We start from the raw sequence: 18,123 nt of genomic DNA on the forward strand, positions 1-18,123 counted from the left end.
GCCCTTGTCGGCCTGATGGGGCAGGGAATGCGGCATGAGTGATTTCATGACCCGCGCCCGCGCCGCCGAACAGGCGATGCGCACCGTGTTTCCTGCAACACCGTTGCAGCGCAATGCCCATCTGTCCGAGAAATACGACGCCGACATCTGGCTGAAACGCGAAGACCTCAGCCCGGTGCGGTCCTACAAGATCCGTGGTGCGTTCAACGCCATGCGCAAGCAGCAGGGACAGGACCTGTTCGTCTGCGCCAGCGCTGGCAACCACGCGCAGGGCGTGGCCTTTATGTGCAAGCACATGGGGGTCAAAGGCGTGATCTTCATGCCGGTGACGACACCTCAGCAAAAGATCCAGAAGACCCGAATCTTTGGTGGCGACAACGTCGAGATCCACCTGACCGGCGACTATTTCGACCACACGCTTGCCGCGGCTCAGGACTGGTGTGCGCAGCAGGGCGGGTATTTCCTGTCGCCGTTCGACGATGACGACGTGATCGAAGGGCAGGCCTCACTGGCCGTGGAGATCGAAGAACAGCTGGGCCGCCTGCCCGATCACGTGGTGCTGCCGGTGGGCGGGGGCGGCATGTCCTCGGGTGTGGCGACGTGGTTCGGCGACCGTACCCATTGCCTGTTCGTCGAACCCGCGGGCGGGGCCTGTCTGCGCGCGGCGCTGGCGGCGGGCCATCCGGTGGCGCTGGACAAGGTGGACAATTTCGTCGACGGCGCGGCGGTGGGCCGGATCGGCGACAAGCCGTTCCAGCTGTTGCGTGACCGGCACCTGTCGGACGTGATCGTTCTGTCCGAGGACCGCATTTGCACCACCATGATCGAGATGTTGAACGTCGAAGGCATCGTGCTGGAACCCGCCGGCGCTCTGGCGATCGAGGCGGTGGGCGACGTCCAGAGCTTTGTGCGCGGCAAGACGGTCGTCTGCGTCACCTCGGGCGGGAATTTCGATTTCGAGCGTCTTCCCGAGGTCAAAGAGCGGGCGCAGCGCTACTCGGGCGTCAAGAAGTACTTCATCCTGCGCCTGCCGCAGCGTCCCGGAGCACTGAAGGAATTTCTGAACATCCTCGGCCCCGAAGATGACATCGCCCGGTTTGAATACATGAAGAAATCAGCGCGCAATTTCGGTTCAGTCCTGATCGGGATCGAGACCAGCAAGCCGGACAATTTCCTGCGCCTGTTCGCGCATCTCGACGATGCCGGGTTCGTCTATACCGACATCACCGAGGACGAGACGCTGGCGCAGTTTGTGATCTGACCGATTACAGGTTGTCCTTTAAGCCGGACATGAATTCCGCGCGCGAGCGGTCAAAAGCCGCGATGACCGCGTCCAGATCGACTTCCGCCCCATGGCCCGCAGAAGCGCGCCGTTCGCCATCCTGACAGAGTTTGGACAGGCTCTCAAAACCAAGGCTCAATGCACTGCCCTTGAGGAAATGCAGGTTCTGCTCAAGCGCGGATCGGTCGGTGTCCGACGTCAAGCGGCCCATGACCTCACCGACTTCATCCAGAAAAATCCGGACGACCTCGTCGAACTCCTCGGACCCGACTTCATCACGCAGCTGGCGCACCCTTGGCCAGTGTATCATCACCGTCCTCCACCTTGACCGAAACCGTCTCTGAATACCGGTCCGGGGTAAAATCCGGGTTAAGCCACTGCGGTGAACAGCTTTCATCGGTTGTTAAGCCGAGCGCCGTAGCTTTGCCCCACCCCAGTTGGAAAATACGCAGAGGTTTCGCGTGCGAGTGTCCAGCCAAATTGAGGCCAAGGCTGACCTGGATTTTGGAGCCATCCGGACTGTGCTGGTGGTCGATGACAGCCGCCTGCAACGCCGTATTCTGGTGGCGTCGCTGAAGAAATGGGGATTCACGGTTGTCGAGGCCGACAGCGGTGAAGAAGCGATCGAGATCTGTAAAAAGGCCCTGCCTGATCTGGTGCTCAGTGACTGGGTGATGCCGGGCATGGGCGGGCTGGAATTCTGCCGCGCGTTTCGCGCGTTGGAGAACGACCAGTATACCTATTTCATCCTTCTGACCTCAAAAAGTGAGAAGCAGGAAGTCGCGCGCGGTCTGGATGCCGGTGCGGATGATTTCCTGATCAAACCGCTTGAAGCAGACGAGTTGCGGGCCCGCATTTCGGCAGGGGCCCGCATTCTTGATATGCAGCGCGAGCTTTCGGACAAGAACCGGTTGATCGAAACCGCATTGTCCGAACTGCGCCTTGCGCATGACGCCATCGACAGGGATCTGATCCAGGCGCGCAAGATACAGGAATCACTGGTGCCGGAACTCTATCGGGAATTTGGCAGGTCCCGGGTCAGCCTGCTGCTCAAACCCTGCGGCCACATCGGGGGTGACCTGGTGGGGATTTTTTCGCCGGGCGCGAACCGGATCGGGTTCTACAGCATCGATGTCTCCGGCCACGGTATCACGTCAGCAATGATGACGGCGCGGTTGGGCGGGTATCTGACCAGCCAGCATTTCGATCAGAACGTCGCAATGGAGAAGCGGTTCAACAAGTTCTACGCCTTGCTGCCACCCGAGCAGGTGGCCGCCATCCTGAATGCCCGCCTGATGGCCGACACGGGGATCGAGGAGTATTTCACCATGGTCTACGCCATCGTGGACCTGCGCAACGGCCACCTGAGGATGGTTCAGGCTGGGCACCCCCATCCACTGCTGTTGCGCCGGACCGGCCGGGCAGAGTTCCTTGGGGATGGCGGCCTGCCCATCGGATTGCTGCCCGATGTGGCGTTCCAGCAGACCGAAACCTATCTGCAGCGCGGTGACAAGCTGCTGTTGTACTCGGACGGCTTCACCGAATGCCGTGTCAAAAACGGTGATCTGCTCGATGAGGACGGGCTGCAACGGATGGCGCTGGAATGTCTTGGTGCGAACAGCGGGCCTGAGTTTCTGGACGACATGTTCTGGCGATTAACTCAGGGTATGCCGCCGGGTGCCGGGATGGAGGATGACGTTTCAGCCGTGTTTTTCGAGTACAACGGAAACTAAAGCCCAGATAGATGCAGCCGCGCGAAGTGCCGGTCGCCTGCATTGCCCAACATGTGAACCGCATCGCCGGTGTTCATCCAAACCGCCTCGTGAAAGGGTTCGGTCGGTGGTCCTTTGCGTTGAACCGGGCGAGCGCGGTAGATCAGACAGACCTTCTCGGCCCACAAATCATATTCGGGCATGTAGGTGAATCGCCGAAACGCACCAACCCGCCGCGGGTCCGCGATCGACCATCCGGTTTCTTCGAACACTTCGCGATGCAGGGCGACTATTGGCGACTCGCCGGGGTCGATCCCGCCACCGGGCAGCTGCAAGTCGGGTCCGGGTTCGGTCTGGCAGGTCAGCAGCAGGCTGGCCCCGCGCGGCAGCAGCGCATAGACGCCGACCCGGCGCGTGTATTTCCGTCCCGGTTCCGGGGTTTCGCCGAACCGTCTGATCATGTAAGGACCCTTTCAACCCCGAATGTACGACCTATATGGTGGCGATATGCCAACTTGCGGCGCTTAAGGAAACCCCATGTCTCTTGGAACGAAAATCGCGTGGGACGATACCGTCCTGCCCTTTCAACTTGATGTATCGGATATGCGTGGCCGCGTGGCCCGGCTGGACGGGGTGCTGGACGGCATCCTGAAGCAGCACAACTACCCCGCACAGGTCGAGGCGCTGGTGGCCGAGATGGCCTTGCTGACCGCGCTGATCGGCCAGACCGTCGCGCTGCGCTGGAAGCTGTCGCTGCAGGTTCAGTCCAAGGGGCCCGTGCGGATGATCGCCACCGACTATTACGCCCCGCGCGAAGAGGGTCAGCCCGCGCAGATCAGGGCCTATGCCAGCTTTGACCGCGACCGTCTGACCGAAGGTGCTCCCTTTGATCAGGTGGGCGAGGGATACTTTGCGATCCTGATCGACCAGGGCAAGGGGACGCAACCCTATCAGGGGATCACGCCGCTGGCCGGAGGATCGCTCAGCGCCTGTGCCGAGGCGTATTTCGCGCAGTCCGAACAGCTGCCGACCCGCTTCTCGCTCAGCTTTGGCCGGTCGACCGAGCCGGGTGTGGGCGAACGCTGGCGCGCCGGCGGCATCATGCTGCAGCACATGCCAAAGGCGTCTCCGTTTGTCGCCAGCGGCGAGGGTACGGGCGAAGTTCTGACAGCCGCCGATCTGGTCGATGGTCAGGAAGAAGAGAACTGGGGTCGGGTCAACATTCTTCTGGACACGGTCGAGGATCTGGAAATGATCGGACCATCCGTGGCGCCGACCGATCTGCTGGTGCGCCTGTTCCACGAGGAACAGCCCCGCGTGTACGAGGCCCAGTCGGTGCAGTTCGGCTGCACCTGCTCCGAGGACCGCGTGCGTCAAAGCCTGTCGATCTACTCGGCCCAGGACATCGAGAAGATGACCACGGATGAAGGCACCGTGACCGCCGACTGCCAGTTCTGCGGCGCGCATTACGTGCTGGATCCGAAATCCGTCGGGTTCGAGGCAGAAGATCCGGATGCCGGCTGACCTGATCCCGCGTCTGAGCGCGGCGCTGGCCCGTCCCGGTGACGGGTCCAGCGACTTCGACCTCAATCCCGGGACGGTTCTGCCTGCGGGGCGCAAGCTGCGCCCCGCGGGTGTTCTGATCGCCGTGGACCTGGCCCGCGACGATCCGCGCCTGATCCTGACCAAGCGGTCTTCGGCCCTGAAACACCATCCGGGGCAGATCGCCTTTCCGGGTGGCAAGCAGGATGACACCGATGCGGATGTGACCGCAACCGCCCTGCGCGAGGCGCAGGAGGAGATCGGCCTGCCGCCGGACCTGCCACGCATTCTGGGTACCTTGCCGGTGCATGAAACCGTCACGTCATTCGCCGTGACACCGGTGGTGGCGGTTCTGGAGCGCGGCTTTGACCCGGTGGCCGAACCGGGCGAGGTTGACGAAGTATTTTCGGTTCCTCTTGCGCATGTGCTGAACCCTGCGAATTATGTGGTTGAATCGCGCATCTGGCGCGGAACACGGCGGTATTACTTCGCGGTGCCCTTTGGCCCCTACTACATCTGGGGCGCCACGGCCCGCATGTTGCGCGGGCTGGCGGCACGGATGAGCGAATGATGCGGATCACCGAAGACTGGATCACCAACCCGGCCACGCAGAACGTGTGTGCGGCGCTGACCGAGGGCGGCGCGCTGGCGCTGTTCGTTGGGGGTTGCGTCCGCAATGCGCTGCTGGGGGCCCCGGTCTCGGATCTCGACATCGCCACCGATGCCCGCCCGCAACAGGTGATGGACCTGGCTGAACGGGCCGGGCTGAAGGCGATTCCGACGGGGATTGATCATGGCACCGTGACCGTGGTCAGCGACGGCAAACCACATGAGATCACAACCTTTCGCCGCGACGTCGAAACCGACGGGCGGCGCGCGGTCGTGGCCTTTTCGGACCAGGTGGAAGAGGACGCCGCCCGCCGCGATTTTACGATGAACGCGCTCTATTCCCGCCCCGACGGCACCATTCTGGATCCGCTGGGCGGCCTGCCCGACCTGCAGGCGCGGCGCGTGCGGTTCATCGGTGCGGCCCAAGATCGCATCCGCGAGGACTATCTGCGCTCGTTGCGGTATTTCCGGTTTCACGCCTGGTATGGCGATGCGCAGGCCGGGATGGACCCGGATGCTCTGGCGGCGATTGCGGCCGATCTGGACGGGCTCGACCGGCTGTCGCGCGAACGGGTCGGGGCCGAGATGCTGAAACTGCTGACCGCGCCCGACCCGGCCCCATCGGTGGCCGCCATGCGCAGCATCGGCGTTCTGGCCCATCTGCTGGCCGGCGCCGACGATCGGGCGCTGCCGATCCTGATCCATCTTGAATCGCAGGCCGGACTTGCCCCCGACGCGCTGCTCCGTCTGGCAGCCATCGCGGGGCCCGAGGTTGCCGGGACTCTTCGCCTCAGCAAGGCGCAACTGGCCCGCCTGACCCGGATCCGGGACGGCGCGCAGGGCGGTTCCGGGGCGGCCGAATTGGGTTATCGGCTGGGTCTGCAAGACGGGCAGGACGCGGCCCTGCTGCGCTGTGCCTTTCTGGAACAGCCCTGGACGGCTGAGACAGGCGCGGCCATTAAAAAAGGGGCCTCGGCGACATTCCCGGTCAAGGCCGCCGATCTGCTCGGGCGCTACTCCGGCCCTGCGCTGGGCGCGAAACTAACCGAACTGGAAAGCCGCTGGATCGCCTCGGACTTCACGCTGGACCGGGACGCGCTGCTGCAAGTTTGACGGGAAGTCTCAAAAGGGGATGACAAGCCTTTGGGTTTCCGGCTAGGGTGCGCCTGTCACATGGATGGAGGACTGCGAATGTATTACGGGATCTGGTTCGGCTAAAGCCAGAACACCTGACCCGTACGGGTGGTGTTTTGGCGCCATCTGCTTTCGCATTTTCAATTTTTCTGCTCAATCGGAGCACCTCCATGTTTCGCTTTTTCGAAAACCTTGTAGACCCTTTTGTTGCCTATGAAGAGGTCGACCGGCCGCCGACACGGCTGTGGCCCTTCATGCTGGATTATTCCCGCCCTTTTCGGCGTGTCTTCTTCTGGGCCGCGCTGATGTCGATCATCGTGGCCGCGGTCGAGATCGGGCTGATCTATTACATGGGCCGGGTCGTCGACCTGCTGGGCGGATCACCGTCCGAGGTCTGGCAGGCCCACGGGACCGAGCTGGTCCTGGTCGCGCTGTTCATCCTGTTCCTGCGACCTATCCTGCATGTGCTGGACGTGTTGCTGCTGAACAATGCGATCCTGCCCAATTTCGGCACGCTGATCCGCTGGCGGGCGCACAAGCACGTTCTTCGCCAGTCGGTCGGCTGGTTCGAGAATGACTTTGCCGGGCGCATCGCCAACCGCATCATGCAGACCCCGCCCGCCGCGGGCGAGGTGGTGTTCCAGGTGTTCGATGCGATTTCGTTCTCGCTGGCCTATCTGATCGGCGCCGCGATCCTGCTGGTGGCTGCTGATCCGCGCCTGCTGCTGCCGCTGCTGATCTGGTTCGCGCTTTATGCGCTGCTGGTGCGCTGGACGGTGCAGCGGGTGGGGCCGGCGTCGCAGGCCGCGTCCGATGCGCGGTCTACGGTGACGGGCCGGGTGGTGGACAGCTATACCAACATCCATTCGGTCAAGATGTTCGCCCATGCCCGGCAGGAACTCGATTATGCGCGCGAAGCGATCGAAGAGACCCGGCGCACCTTCCAGATCGAAATGCGCATCTTCACCATCATGGATGCCGTTCTGGTCGCGCTGAACGGCGTGCTGATCATCGGTGTGGTCGGCTGGGCCATTTACCTGTGGATGCAGGGCAGCGCCTCGGTCGGGGTGGTGGCGGCGGCCACTGCGCTGACGCTGCGGCTGAATGCCATGACCGGGTGGATCATGTGGGCGTTGACAAGCTTCTTCCGCCAGCTGGGCGTCGTGGCCGAGGGGATGGAGACCATCGCCCAGCCTGTCGACCTGCTGGATGCACCGGGCGCCAAGCCATTGCAACTGACCGATGGCCGGATCGAGATCCGCGACCTGTCGCACCACTATGGCCGCGAGACCGGCGGGCTGGATCATGTCAATCTGACCATCCAGCCGGGCGAAAAGGTCGGGTTGATCGGGCGCTCGGGGGCCGGGAAGTCGACCTTGGTCAAGCTGCTCTTGCGGTTCTACGACGTGGAAAGCGGCGCGATCCTGATCGACGGGCAGGACATCCGCATCGTTACCCAGGACAGCCTGCGCCGCAATATCGGCATGGTTCAGCAGGACGGCGCGCTGCTGCACCGCTCGGTGCGCGACAACATCCTGTATGGCCGCCCCGATGCCACCGAAGACCAGATGATCGCCGCCGCCAAACAGGCCGAGGCGCATGACTTCATCCTCGACCTGCAGGACCCGCAGGGCCGCACCGGCTATGACGCCCATGTGGGCGAGCGCGGCGTCAAGCTGAGCGGTGGACAGCGGCAGCGGGTGACGCTGGCGCGGGTGATCCTGAAGGACGCGCCGATCTTGTTGTTGGACGAGGCCACATCCGCCCTAGATTCCGAGGTCGAAGCCGCAATCCAGGAGACGCTGTACGGCATGATGCAGGGCAAGACCGTGATCGCCATTGCGCACCGCCTCAGCACCATCGCCCAGATGGACCGGATCCTTGTGATGGACGGAGGCCGGATCGTCGAGGAAGGCACCCATGCCGATCTTTTGGAGCAGGGCGGTCTTTACGCCCAGTTCTGGGCGCGCCAATCTGGTGGCTTCATGAACCCCGAGCCTGCGGAAGAGGCAGCAGAATGACGGTCGCAGACCTGATCAAACCATTTGAACCCACCCAGACGCCCCCGCCGCAAAGGCTGGGGGCGTTCATTCGCTGGTGCCTGACAGGTGCCTGGCCCATTTTGTTCGCCGCCGCGCTGTTTTCCGCGCTGGCAGGTGCAATGGAGGCCGGAACCGCCTGGATACTGGGCTGGGTGATCGACATGGCGACCGCCAGCGGACCCGAGAACTTTCTGACACCGCGAAACCTGTGGATGATCCTGGGCGCTGTGGCGTTCTTCATGCTGATCCGGCCGCTGCTGTTCGGGCTGTCCTCGGTTTCGAACAACTATATCGTCATGCCCAATATCCCGCCGCTGGTGCTGGCCAAGCTGAACCGCTGGACGCTGGGCCAGTCGGTCACCTATTTCGACGACGATTTTGCCGGTCGCATCGCCCAGAAACAGATGCAGACGGCCAATGCGCTGACCTCAGTCGTGTCCGAAACCATCAGCGCCATCGTCTTTGCCCTCGCCTCGCTTTTGGGGTCTTTGCTGTTGTTAGGGTATATTCATCCTCTGGTCATGCTGCCCTTCGTGGCTTGGCTGGCGGTGTATTTCCTGCTGGTGCGCTGGTACCTGCCACGGATCCGCACACGCTCGGCCGCGCGGGCCGGGGCACGGGCGATGGTGTCGGGGCAGGTTGTTGACACGATCACCAACATCAAGACGGTCAAGCTGTTTGCCCATTCCGAATTCGAGGATCAGGCCGCCCGCGACTCGATGGTTGCGCTGCGCGACAAGTCGCTGGCCTTTGGCAAACTGTCGGCCAGTTTCCGGTTCATTTTGATGACACTGGCGGGGCTTCTGCCGGTTCTGCTGTTGGGCGCCACCTTGTGGCTGTGGCAGGCGGGGTCGGCGACCACCGGGGATATCGTGGCGGCGGGCGCCATTTCGATCCGCATCGCGCAGATGACGGGCTGGGTAAGCTTTACTCTGATGGGGATCTACGCCCATGTGGGCGAGATCGAGAACGGCATGAAAACCCTGGCGCGGCCTGACCGGGTCGAGGATGCGCCGGACGCCACCGAGTTGACGGTGCCCGAGGGCCGGATCGAGTTTCGCGATGTCAGCTTTGCCTATGGTCGCGACGTGGGCGGGGTCTCGGACCTGACACTGACGGTGCAGCCGGGCGAAAAACTGGGAATCGTCGGCGCCTCGGGGGCGGGAAAATCCACTCTGGTTTCGCTGCTTCTCAGGCTCTACGACAGGGAAAATGGGCAGATTCTGATCGACGGGCAGGACATTGCCCGCGTCACGCAGGACAGCCTGCGCCGCCAGATCGGCATGGTCACGCAGGAAACCGCGATGTTCAACCGCTCGGCCCGCGACAACATCCTGTACGGCCGGCCCGATGCCACCGAAGACCAGATGATCGCCGCGGCCAAAAAGGCCGAAGCGCATGATTTCATCCTCGATCTGCAGGACGGGCAGGGGCGCAAGGGCTATGACGCGCATCTGGGCGAGCGCGGCGTCAAGCTGAGCGGCGGTCAGCGTCAGCGCATCGCGCTGGCCCGCGCAATCCTGAAGGACGCGCCGATCCTTGTGCTGGACGAGGCGACCTCGGCGCTGGATTCCGAGGTCGAGGCCGCGATCCAGACCGCGCTGCACCGGGTGATGGAGGGCAAGACCGTTCTGGCCATCGCCCACCGCCTGTCCACGCTCAGCGAGATGGACCGGATCATCGTTCTGGATCACGGGCGCATCGTGGAGAGCGGGCCGCATGACACCCTGCTGGCGCAGGGCGGGCTGTATGCGCGGTTCTGGCACCGCCAGTCGGGCGGGTTCATCCAGACCGAGGCCGCCGAATAAGGGTTTTGTTGGCGCATCAGCCCGGCTATCAGGCAGGCCATGACGCAGGAATACACCATTCTCCGCCTCGGGCATCAGGGCGACGGCATCGCCGAGGGCCCGGTCTATGCCCCCCGAACGCTGCCTGGCGAGCGGGTCAGCGGCCTGCTGGACGGCTCGGAGCTGACCGATATCAAGGTGCTGACGCCGTCGGACGATCGGGTCAAACCGCCGTGCCGCCACTACAAAAGCTGCGGCGGCTGCCAGTTGCAGCACGCCTCGGACGCCTTCGTGGCCGATTGGAAGGTCGAGGTGGTGCGTACCGCGCTGGCTGCTCAGGGGCTGCAGGCCGAGATGCGCCCGATCCTGACGTCGCCGCCGCAGTCGCGTCGCCGCGCCACCATCGCGGTGCGCCGCACCAAGAAGGGCGCGCTGGCGGGGTTCCACGGCCGCGCCTCGGACGTGATCACCGAGATTCCTGATTGCCAGCTGCTGGATCCTGCGCTGACCGCCGTCATCCCCGTGGCCAAGGCGCTGGCCGAACTGGGCGGCAGCCGCAAGGGCGTGTTGTCTGTCACCCTGACCCTATCCGAAGCCGGGCTGGACGTGGCGGTGCAGGGCGGCAAACCTCTGGACGGCCCGCTGGAACTGGCGCTTGCGCAGGCGACCGAGCAGCACGGCTTGGCGCGGCTGGCCTGGGATGGCGAGGTGATCGCCATGCGCAACCCACCCGCACAGCGTTTTGGTCCGGCCACGGTGGTCCCGCCGCCGGGGGCTTTCCTCCAGGCCACAAAAGATGGAGAACAGGCTCTAACACTGGCAGTTTTGGAGATTGTCGGCCCGGCCAAACGGGTGGTTGATCTGTTCGCGGGCTGCGGCACGTTCTCGTTGCCGCTGGCGCAACGGGCCGAGGTTCATGCCGTTGAAGGCGCGGCCGACATGACCCGCGCGCTGGATCAGGGCTGGCGCAAGTCCACGGGATTGAAACAGGTCACGACCGAGGCGCGCGACCTGTTCCGCCGCCCCTTGATGCCGGACGAACTGCGCCGCTTTGACGCCGTGGTTCTGGACCCGCCGCGCGCCGGCGCCGAGGCCCAGGTGGCCGAGCTGGCTCAGGCCCGCCGTCCGGTCATCGCCTATGTGTCCTGCAACCCTGTGACCTTCGCGCGGGATGCAAAAAATCTTGTTCAGGCGGGCTATGCCCTTGAATGGGTCCAAGTGGTTGACCAATTTCGATGGTCATCCCACAGCGAATTGGTGGGCGGCTTCAAACTGGCAGAGAATCCATGACCCGACAGGAGACCCTTCGCATGACGATCCGGCAGCGCCTGCAGGACTTTGTCGAAAACCCGCGGTTTTCGCAATTCATCACCGGCGTCATCCTGGTGAACGCAGTTCTGCTGGGCATGGAAACCTCGGACGGCCTGATGGCGAAATTCGGGCCGGTGATCGTGCTGCTCGACACCATCTGCCTGACCATCTTCGTGGCCGAGATCGCGATGAAACTGGTCGCCAACGGGCGCCGTTTCTTCCTCAATGGCTGGAACATTTTCGATTTCGTGATCGTCGGCATCGCGTTGGTGCCCGGCGGTGCGGGTATTTCAGTGTTGCGTGCGTTGCGGATCCTGCGGGTGCTGCGGGTGATCTCGGTTGCGCCGCGTCTGCGCCGGGTAGTCGAGGGGTTCATCCAGGCGTTGCCGGGCATGGGCAGCGTGTTCCTGCTGATGGCGATCCTGTTTTATATCGGCGCGGTGATCTCGACCAAACTGTTCTCGGACAGCTTTCCGGAGTGGTTCGGTGATCTGGGTCTGTCGGCCTATACCCTGTTCCAGATCATGACGTTGGAAAGCTGGTCGATGGGCATCGTGCGCCCGGTGATGGAGGTCTATCCCTACGCCTGGCTGTTCTTCGTGCCCTTCATCATGGTCACGACCTTCGCGGTCGTGAACCTGCTGGTCGGTCTGATCGTGAATTCGATGCAGGATGCCCACCACGCCGAGGATGAAGTCAAGACAGATGCCTATCGGGACGAGGTGCTGGACCGGCTTGAATCGATCGAACGCCGCCTGACCGAGCATATGAACAGCAAAAAGTGATTTCCGTTTCTGCCGGATTTTGGCATTATGCGAAAAAACGAGCAGGCAGTGAAATCATGGATCGTCGAGCATTTGGATTGGGTGCACTGGCAACACTGAGCCTTTCGGCTTGTGGAAGTGCGGGCCCCCGGTTTCTAACCTACAACGGACCCGAGGTGACATCCATCGTGGTGAACAAGGGCGCGCGCAAGATGTACCTGCTGCATCACGAGCAGATCTTGCGCGAATATGATGTCGAGCTTGGGTTCGCTCCAAGCGGCACAAAGGTCAAGCGCGGAGACGGTCGCACACCCGAAGGCAGTTACCTGATCGACCGCCGCAACCCTCGCAGCCGATATCACCTGTCGCTGGGGATTTCCTATCCCAACAGCCAGGATATCGCCAAGGCAAAGGCGATGGGCTTCGACCCGGGTGGAGACATTTTCATTCACGGCCAACCGAACCTGCGCAAGGAATTCAAGCGCGCGAAGAAGACGCCGGATTGGACCGCTGGCTGCATCGCCGTCAAGAACGAAGAGATCGAAGAGATCTATGCGATGGTGAACGAAGGGACGTTGATCACCGTGCGGCCCTGATAGGCCGCCATTTTCCGAATCCGAACTGCAGATAGTCGCGCTGATAGGCTTCCTCGGCCAGCGCCTCGAGCTTGTCATCGTAGATCTGATCCAACGAATAGGGCTGGTCCGGCGCGGGCACGCCGGGCTTCGGCGGGGCATTGTGCCCTAGGCCGCGGGCCAGATCCGGTAGCGCGGCGGCCATCTCTTCCTCGCGCAGTATGAGGTCGGGCAGGGCAAAGCCCGCGATCCCTTCCAACATGCGGGCTTGTGAACACCACAACCCGTCGACCCGGATCGGGGTCTGGCCAGAAAGATTCAGCTGCAGAAACTCAAGAAACGCCGAAAACGCCTGATAGTGCTGCTCGAGCGAATAGTTTCCGTCGCGCACCTGGCCCGGGATAGGCAACTTGAACCCGTTGCGCAGCCGGTTGCGGATTCCGGTATATGCGCCGGGCCCGGTGCCGAGGATCCGTTCGCAAAACACCGAATGCGCCCGCGCCAACGGGTGCCGCAGGACCGTGAATTTCCGGTGACCCGGATGCGCCTTCATCCAGCGGCGCACCTGTTTCTGGTTTCGGTCGGTGATCAGCTCGCCGCCATCCAGATCGGACATCCATTGGGCCACGATCTGTTCCGGTCCACCACGGATCGGCAGATACATCAACGGCGTTTCCGCGGCCGCGATATGACGCGAAACGGCCGGGCCCCGTCGTGGTTCGAAGTTCGGCGTTCGGTGCAGGTTGAACCGGTCCAGCGCCGCAAGGGCCGCATCCATGGCTTCGGGATTGGTCACTTTGGACAGGGCCGGTTCCGGGTTCTGAGGTTTGAGATCCGGGGCCAGTTGATCCAGACGCGCCTCAACCCCCAGCCACGCCGCCAGTCCGTTCAGAACATCCAGTTGGGTCAGATCCTCGTAACCGATGTAAAATGCGGTCTGGCCCGTTTTTTGCAGCTGATTGACCAAACTCAGCTGAAACGCCTGCTGCTCATCCACGTAGTCCCGAAACTCGTCCGCATCAAACGCAACCTTGGTGGCGCGCCTGCGTTTCACGTTGGTCAGCATCCACTGCTGAGTCTCCCGCGCAATCTTGAGTGAGATGTAGCTGTCCAACGGGTTGCGGTTGAGAATGATCTTTGCGCAGCGCGGATCGTTCAGCGCCATCGTCAGGGCCCGCGGGTCGTGCGAGTGAAAAAACCTAAACCCGTGCAGACCCTCCGGCGCGAAACGCATCGCTTCAATCAGGCGGTCCGGCGCAGCATCCCTGTCTTCCAGTGAGAAACCCAGCACTTCGGTTGCTTTCGGGTATCCGATGAAGTGCGGATTGAACGCCTCGCCATGACACTGCACGCCGTCCAACGCATTCAGGTTTGCCTCCAGCAGGTTCGACCCGGTGCGCATTTCGGCAAGAATGATGAAATAGTCAAAGTCGGTCGGCATGCGGGGTCATTGCACCAGGTAGGGCTTGCGATACGGGCGGGTCTGATTGCCGAATACATCGTCGGCAGGAAAGTCGCCCATCAGGTGAGGGTGCATTCCCTGGTTCTTGAGGTTTTGCAGGAACTTTCCAAACCCGGCCAGATCAACCATCGTCGGCGCCTCGATCAGATGGCTGGGCTGCGTCGCGCCCATCTCTTCAAGAACGGTTTGCAGATGTTCCATCGGAGACTCAACGAATTCGGCCATTGACCAAACATGCACGCGCGCTTTGGTCCACACGGAATCCAGCACCTCAAGCTGTTCGGTCTCGATCTTTTGCAGGCGGGCCGCTTCGGCGCGGATGTCGGCGAAATTCATGTTCGACCGAAACAGCGGAACAGCCCAGGCACCGGTGACCACGCAGACCTGTGCGTTCTTGTCTCTCGCCAGAAACCAATTGATCTTCTGGGTGTCAGCGGGGCCGAATTGAAAACACTGGCGTTCGCCCCGGGTGTTCCAGATCAGGTTCGAAAGAAAAGCCGTCGGATTGTAGTCGCGTAAAACGGCGTTGTCGCTGAGGGACCCGTTCAGGATGGTCTCGCCTTCGGCAAACTCGGCACGCGTGGGGTTGAACAGATGCCCATGGACGCGGGCGCCTGACGCATTGCCCAGCCAGCTTTCAAAGCCCTCAAACAACTCGGAAAAACCCTGAAACACGGAGTAAGGAAACGCGGTCAGGCCGTTTTCGCTGCCATGGCGGGGAAAACGACTTTGCATGTACAGGCCGTCGCGGCCGCGGGTACGACGCTCGACCGCTTTGGAAAAAACGCGGTCGATCTTGCCGGGATTGGGCTCGGCGGGTTTTCCGGCGAGATACTGATCGTTCAGAAACGCCTGATACAGCCGGTCGGCGCGCGGCCAGATCTTGCGGGCGACAAAACAATCGGATCGGCGCAGCAACTGCAGGTGATCGTCATAGAAGATGTGCGGGCGGCCCTGATAGTCGAATTTCGACAGGGTCAGCGATCGGCTTTCGATCTGGGTGGAATAGAGCCGCGCCAGCGTCTGGAAATAGCTTTCGTCGGGGATCCAGACATGCCGGAAGTATCGATCATAGACCTCTCTCTTGGGGTCTTGCAGGATCGCGGTCAGGGTCTGCCGAGTCAGGCACCACCACTGGCTGCCCATATGCGGGATCAGTCCGTTGGGGATTGTCCGCCGATATCCGACCGCGCGCTGAAGCTTGACGAAGCGGTCAAACAGCTTGCGGTGTTTGCGCCACGAGAAGGGAAACCGAAGGGTAAAGCGTTCAAGGTCCAGCCCGCCCACGGTCCAACTGACATCGGCGGTGGTGGCGCTTTCAATGAAATCCACGCGAGGCCGGTCGCTCAGGTAATCGATCAGGTCCTGAACCGGGCGCAATGGCAGACAAGAGCCCGATGACAGAAAGACATGGCGTACGTCGGGAAAGCGCTCCAGCATCAGCGTCGCGGCAGATTGCGAAGCCGCAACGATACCCCAGCCGCCCCACTCGCAGGCCTGGCGGTCGCAGAACAGGATCAGCGGATCATCACCACAGGCCGCGACAAAATCTTCGAACACGGCCGGGTCGACTTTGCGGTCGACGTGGATGACCACCGGACAACCTGCCGCGGTCCAGTGCCGGGCAACCTGCTCAGCCCGGTCCAGCGCAGTGTGGACCAGCATCACGATGCCCAGGGTCCCGCTCATGCCCAGTTCCCTTTGGACATCAGACCCAGAATCTCAAGTTGGCGCCAGTTGATGTATTTCTCGGACCATTTGCACCAGAAAACCGGTTTGCTCTCCAACTGGTCGACATAGGCCCTGTATTCGCCGGACGCGCGGTAGTGTTCACCGCGCTGCAGTTCTTCGCGGGCTTTGTCACCCAGCGTGTTGATCAGCTTGGCATGCAGCAATGCGCCGCTGGTTTTCTCGCCGCCCCACTCGTCGTAGACCTGGTTCAGGCCGCGCGGCAGCAGCGCATGGGTCGAGCTGACATAGACATAGCGCCGATCCCATTTGACCAGAGGGATCTTGTTCAGCGCGGGCGCTTTCGCGGGCTTGTCCTGAAAGAAAACCCTTGCCCGTGGCCCGCCCTGAATCCACAGGTTTCCATAGGCGGGGTTCTTGGTGATCATGTAGTTGCCCGAGTCGAACCATGCGGCAATCTCGAAGGGGTCTTGCCCCTCGTGATAGGTGGCGTCCTGAATCGGCCCCTCGGGATACATGTCCAGCAGCATCGTCCCGAAACTGCGCACTCCGGTGCCGTCCAGCCAATCGGTCAGCGCGTCGATGGGACGTGTGTCGCAGAACGGATAGATCAGGAACTCGTCCGGATCTACGGTCAGGACCCAGTGTCCATGGGCGTATTTCCGCAGCAAGTAGTTGGACCAGTCGATCCCGAATGTAGAACGGCGATAGCTGGCATTCGTATACCAGACCGAGACATCGGGCTGCGCCTTGAGATAGTCCAGCGTGCCATCCGTGCTGTCATTGTCGACGAACAGGAAATGCCGGACGCCCAGCTTGCGGTAATAGTCCAGAAAATAGGGCAGGCGGATCTTTTCGTTGCGCACGACGCTCATCAGCAGAACATCACCGGACCGGATCCGCCGGGTGTTGTTGCGGACGGTGCGCAGATCGCGTCTTCGGCGGATGCAGCGCACAAGACGGCGCTTGCGCCGCAGTCTCATCCGGTAAGAATCCAAAAGGCTCACGCGCTGCCCAACCTTCTTGTAATACGCGAGCATGTCCGGGGTCCGCATTTGGCCAGACGGGAGCCGGACACTAACGTTTTATGACATTTTCGCACCTTGCGAAGCAATGTATTTAAAAGCCGTTAGCCAAGCACGGGTTTTTGGGGCACAGGATTCCCCGTTCACGTCCACCCGCCCGCTGACAGCAGTCCAAGGCTCTGCAGATGCGCCCAGCCTGAATACCGTTCTGATTGTGGAGTCCAAAGGTCGGGCCCGGCAATGATGCCATCATAGTATGGCCCGAATTGGTCGGGATCATGAAAATGCTGGCGCCTTTGTTTTTCGATGCGCGACTTCTCGACGACTTGCGGCAGGAATTTCGTGTGCAACAGGACGCCCGAGGGGGTTTGCCCGGAAGGCCCGTCATAGGCAAAATTCAGGTGTCGGGGCAGCGCCGAGTGGCAGGAGTTCACGAAGGCATAGCGACGGTCCCACTTCACCAGCGGAATCTTGTTCAGAGTTGGAGACCGGTCCGGGCAATCGGCAAAGAAGGCGCGTTCGCGAACGCCGCCTTGCACCCACAGGTTTCCCAGCGGCTCTTGCCGGCGCGCCCTGTAAGGGGCGGGATCGAACCAGTTCAAAGTTTCGGTCGGGTCGGTCTCGGGGTCATAGGGCGCCGTGCCCAACGGGCCTTTCGGGTATAGATCAAGCATCAGCGCGCCAAAGGCCGGCTGTCCGATTTGGTCCAGCCATCCCGTCAGATCGCGCAGGTCGCGGCTGTCGTGATGGGCATAGATCAGAAGTTCGTCGGCATCCACCATCAGGGTCCAGTGGCCGTGGCCATGCCGCATCTGCAACCAGGTCAGCCAGTCCAGCCCGAACCGCGCCTCGCGATAGCTGGCCTGCGTTTGCCACAGCGACACGTCCGGTTGGTTGAGCAGATAAGTGACCGAGCCGTCATCGCTGCCGTTGTCGACCATCAGGAAATGATCGACCCCCAGCCGGCGATAGTGGCGCAGGAACCAGGGCAGGCGCGCGATCTCGGTGCGCAGGGTGGTAAAGGCCAGAATGTCGGTGGGCGCGATCAGCCGGGTCTTGTCCGATACCGGCGTCACCGCGTGGCGGCTGCGGAAGGACCGCCACAACAGGCGCTTGCGTTTCAGGCGCAGGCGGTATCTGCGAATCCAGCCCGGGGCGTTTTCGTCGGTTTTCACAGCTGCGCCCATGG

The 18,123-nt window shown here is 62.2% G+C and carries 16 protein-coding genes; 10 read left to right on the forward strand and 6 right to left on the reverse strand.

Annotated features, from left to right (window positions below):
* The first annotated feature begins 34 nt into the window (after positions 1-34).
* Complete coding sequence (gene ilvA, locus ACR3EL_RS00205) at positions 35-1,261, forward strand: threonine ammonia-lyase IlvA (protein ID WP_170340699.1); 1,227 nt, start codon at positions 35-37, stop codon at positions 1,259-1,261.
* A gap of 4 nt (positions 1,262-1,265) precedes the next feature.
* Here ilvA and ACR3EL_RS00210 read toward each other — a convergent pair whose 3' ends face one another.
* Entirely contained in the window at positions 1,266-1,592 is a 327-nt protein-coding gene (locus tag ACR3EL_RS00210) for an Hpt domain-containing protein (RefSeq protein WP_170340701.1), read from the reverse strand.
* 157 nt (positions 1,593-1,749) lie between these two features.
* Here ACR3EL_RS00210 and ACR3EL_RS00215 point away from each other — a divergent pair, with 157 nt between their 5' ends.
* Positions 1,750-3,015: a PP2C family protein-serine/threonine phosphatase gene (locus ACR3EL_RS00215; RefSeq protein ID WP_480719945.1), complete on the forward strand. Its 1,266-nt coding sequence runs from the start codon at positions 1,750-1,752 to the stop codon at positions 3,013-3,015.
* Here ACR3EL_RS00215 and ACR3EL_RS00220 read toward each other — a convergent pair.
* Complete coding sequence (locus ACR3EL_RS00220) at positions 3,012-3,455, reverse strand: NUDIX hydrolase (protein ID WP_170340705.1); 444 nt, start codon at positions 3,453-3,455, stop codon at positions 3,012-3,014. The two genes, ACR3EL_RS00215 and ACR3EL_RS00220, sit on opposite strands and share 4 nt — an antisense overlap.
* Positions 3,456-3,531: 76 nt before the next feature.
* On the opposite strand from ACR3EL_RS00220, the gene hslO reads away from it, so the two are divergent.
* The 8 genes from hslO to ACR3EL_RS00260 all read left to right on the forward strand — a co-directional run bounded on the left by hslO (position 3,532) and on the right by ACR3EL_RS00260 (position 12,779).
* Positions 3,532-4,518 (forward strand): Hsp33 family molecular chaperone HslO, encoded by a 987-nt coding sequence (hslO, locus tag ACR3EL_RS00225; RefSeq protein ID WP_093963913.1) that lies wholly within the window; start codon positions 3,532-3,534, stop codon positions 4,516-4,518.
* A complete protein-coding gene (locus ACR3EL_RS00230; RefSeq protein ID WP_170340707.1) occupies positions 4,508-5,107 on the forward strand; it encodes a CoA pyrophosphatase in 600 nt (199 codons plus the stop codon). The genes hslO and ACR3EL_RS00230 overlap by 11 nt, the downstream gene beginning before the upstream one ends.
* Positions 5,104-6,258 (forward strand): CCA tRNA nucleotidyltransferase, encoded by a 1,155-nt coding sequence (locus ACR3EL_RS00235; RefSeq protein ID WP_170340709.1) that lies wholly within the window; start codon positions 5,104-5,106, stop codon positions 6,256-6,258. The genes ACR3EL_RS00230 and ACR3EL_RS00235 overlap by 4 nt, the downstream gene beginning before the upstream one ends.
* A 191-nt stretch (positions 6,259-6,449) precedes the next feature.
* Positions 6,450-8,300: an ABC transporter ATP-binding protein gene (locus ACR3EL_RS00240; RefSeq protein WP_170340711.1), complete on the forward strand. Its 1,851-nt coding sequence runs from the start codon at positions 6,450-6,452 to the stop codon at positions 8,298-8,300.
* Positions 8,297-10,129 carry an ABC transporter ATP-binding protein gene (locus ACR3EL_RS00245; protein ID WP_480719949.1) on the forward strand — a complete coding sequence of 611 codons (1,833 nt, stop codon included), beginning with the start codon at positions 8,297-8,299 and terminating at the stop codon, positions 10,127-10,129. Before ACR3EL_RS00240 ends, ACR3EL_RS00245 begins: the two co-directional genes overlap by 4 nt.
* Before the next feature lie 39 nt (positions 10,130-10,168).
* The gene (locus ACR3EL_RS00250; protein ID WP_170340714.1) at positions 10,169-11,398 is read left to right on the forward strand and encodes a class I SAM-dependent RNA methyltransferase; all 1,230 of its coding nucleotides are present in this window, start codon (positions 10,169-10,171) and stop codon (positions 11,396-11,398) included.
* A 20-nt stretch (positions 11,399-11,418) separates the two neighbouring features.
* Positions 11,419-12,204, forward strand: a complete 786-nt coding sequence (locus tag ACR3EL_RS00255) for an ion transporter (protein WP_480722451.1) — start codon at positions 11,419-11,421, stop codon at positions 12,202-12,204.
* A gap of 56 nt (positions 12,205-12,260) precedes the next feature.
* A complete protein-coding gene (locus tag ACR3EL_RS00260) occupies positions 12,261-12,779 on the forward strand; it encodes a L,D-transpeptidase family protein (RefSeq protein ID WP_170340715.1) in 519 nt (172 codons plus the stop codon).
* Here the strand turns inward: ACR3EL_RS00260 and ACR3EL_RS00265 are convergent.
* The 4 genes from ACR3EL_RS00265 to ACR3EL_RS00280 all read right to left on the reverse strand — a co-directional run bounded on the left by ACR3EL_RS00265 (position 12,763) and on the right by ACR3EL_RS00280 (position 18,121).
* Positions 12,763-14,199, reverse strand: a complete 1,437-nt coding sequence (locus ACR3EL_RS00265; RefSeq protein WP_480719952.1) for a nodulation protein NodH — start codon at positions 14,197-14,199, stop codon at positions 12,763-12,765. The two genes, ACR3EL_RS00260 and ACR3EL_RS00265, sit on opposite strands and share 17 nt — an antisense overlap.
* A gap of 6 nt (positions 14,200-14,205) precedes the next feature.
* A complete protein-coding gene (locus ACR3EL_RS00270) occupies positions 14,206-15,909 on the reverse strand; it encodes a DUF5927 domain-containing protein (protein WP_480719954.1) in 1,704 nt (567 codons plus the stop codon).
* Positions 15,906-16,892: a glycosyltransferase family 2 protein gene (locus tag ACR3EL_RS00275; RefSeq protein ID WP_170340720.1), complete on the reverse strand. Its 987-nt coding sequence runs from the start codon at positions 16,890-16,892 to the stop codon at positions 15,906-15,908. Before ACR3EL_RS00275 ends, ACR3EL_RS00270 begins: the two co-directional genes overlap by 4 nt.
* Before the next feature lie 185 nt (positions 16,893-17,077).
* Positions 17,078-18,121 (reverse strand): glycosyltransferase family 2 protein, encoded by a 1,044-nt coding sequence (locus ACR3EL_RS00280; protein WP_170340722.1) that lies wholly within the window; start codon positions 18,119-18,121, stop codon positions 17,078-17,080.
* Between the last annotated feature and the right edge of the window lie 2 nt (positions 18,122-18,123).

It is taken from the genome of Ruegeria sp. BJ3 (genome assembly GCF_056535665.1).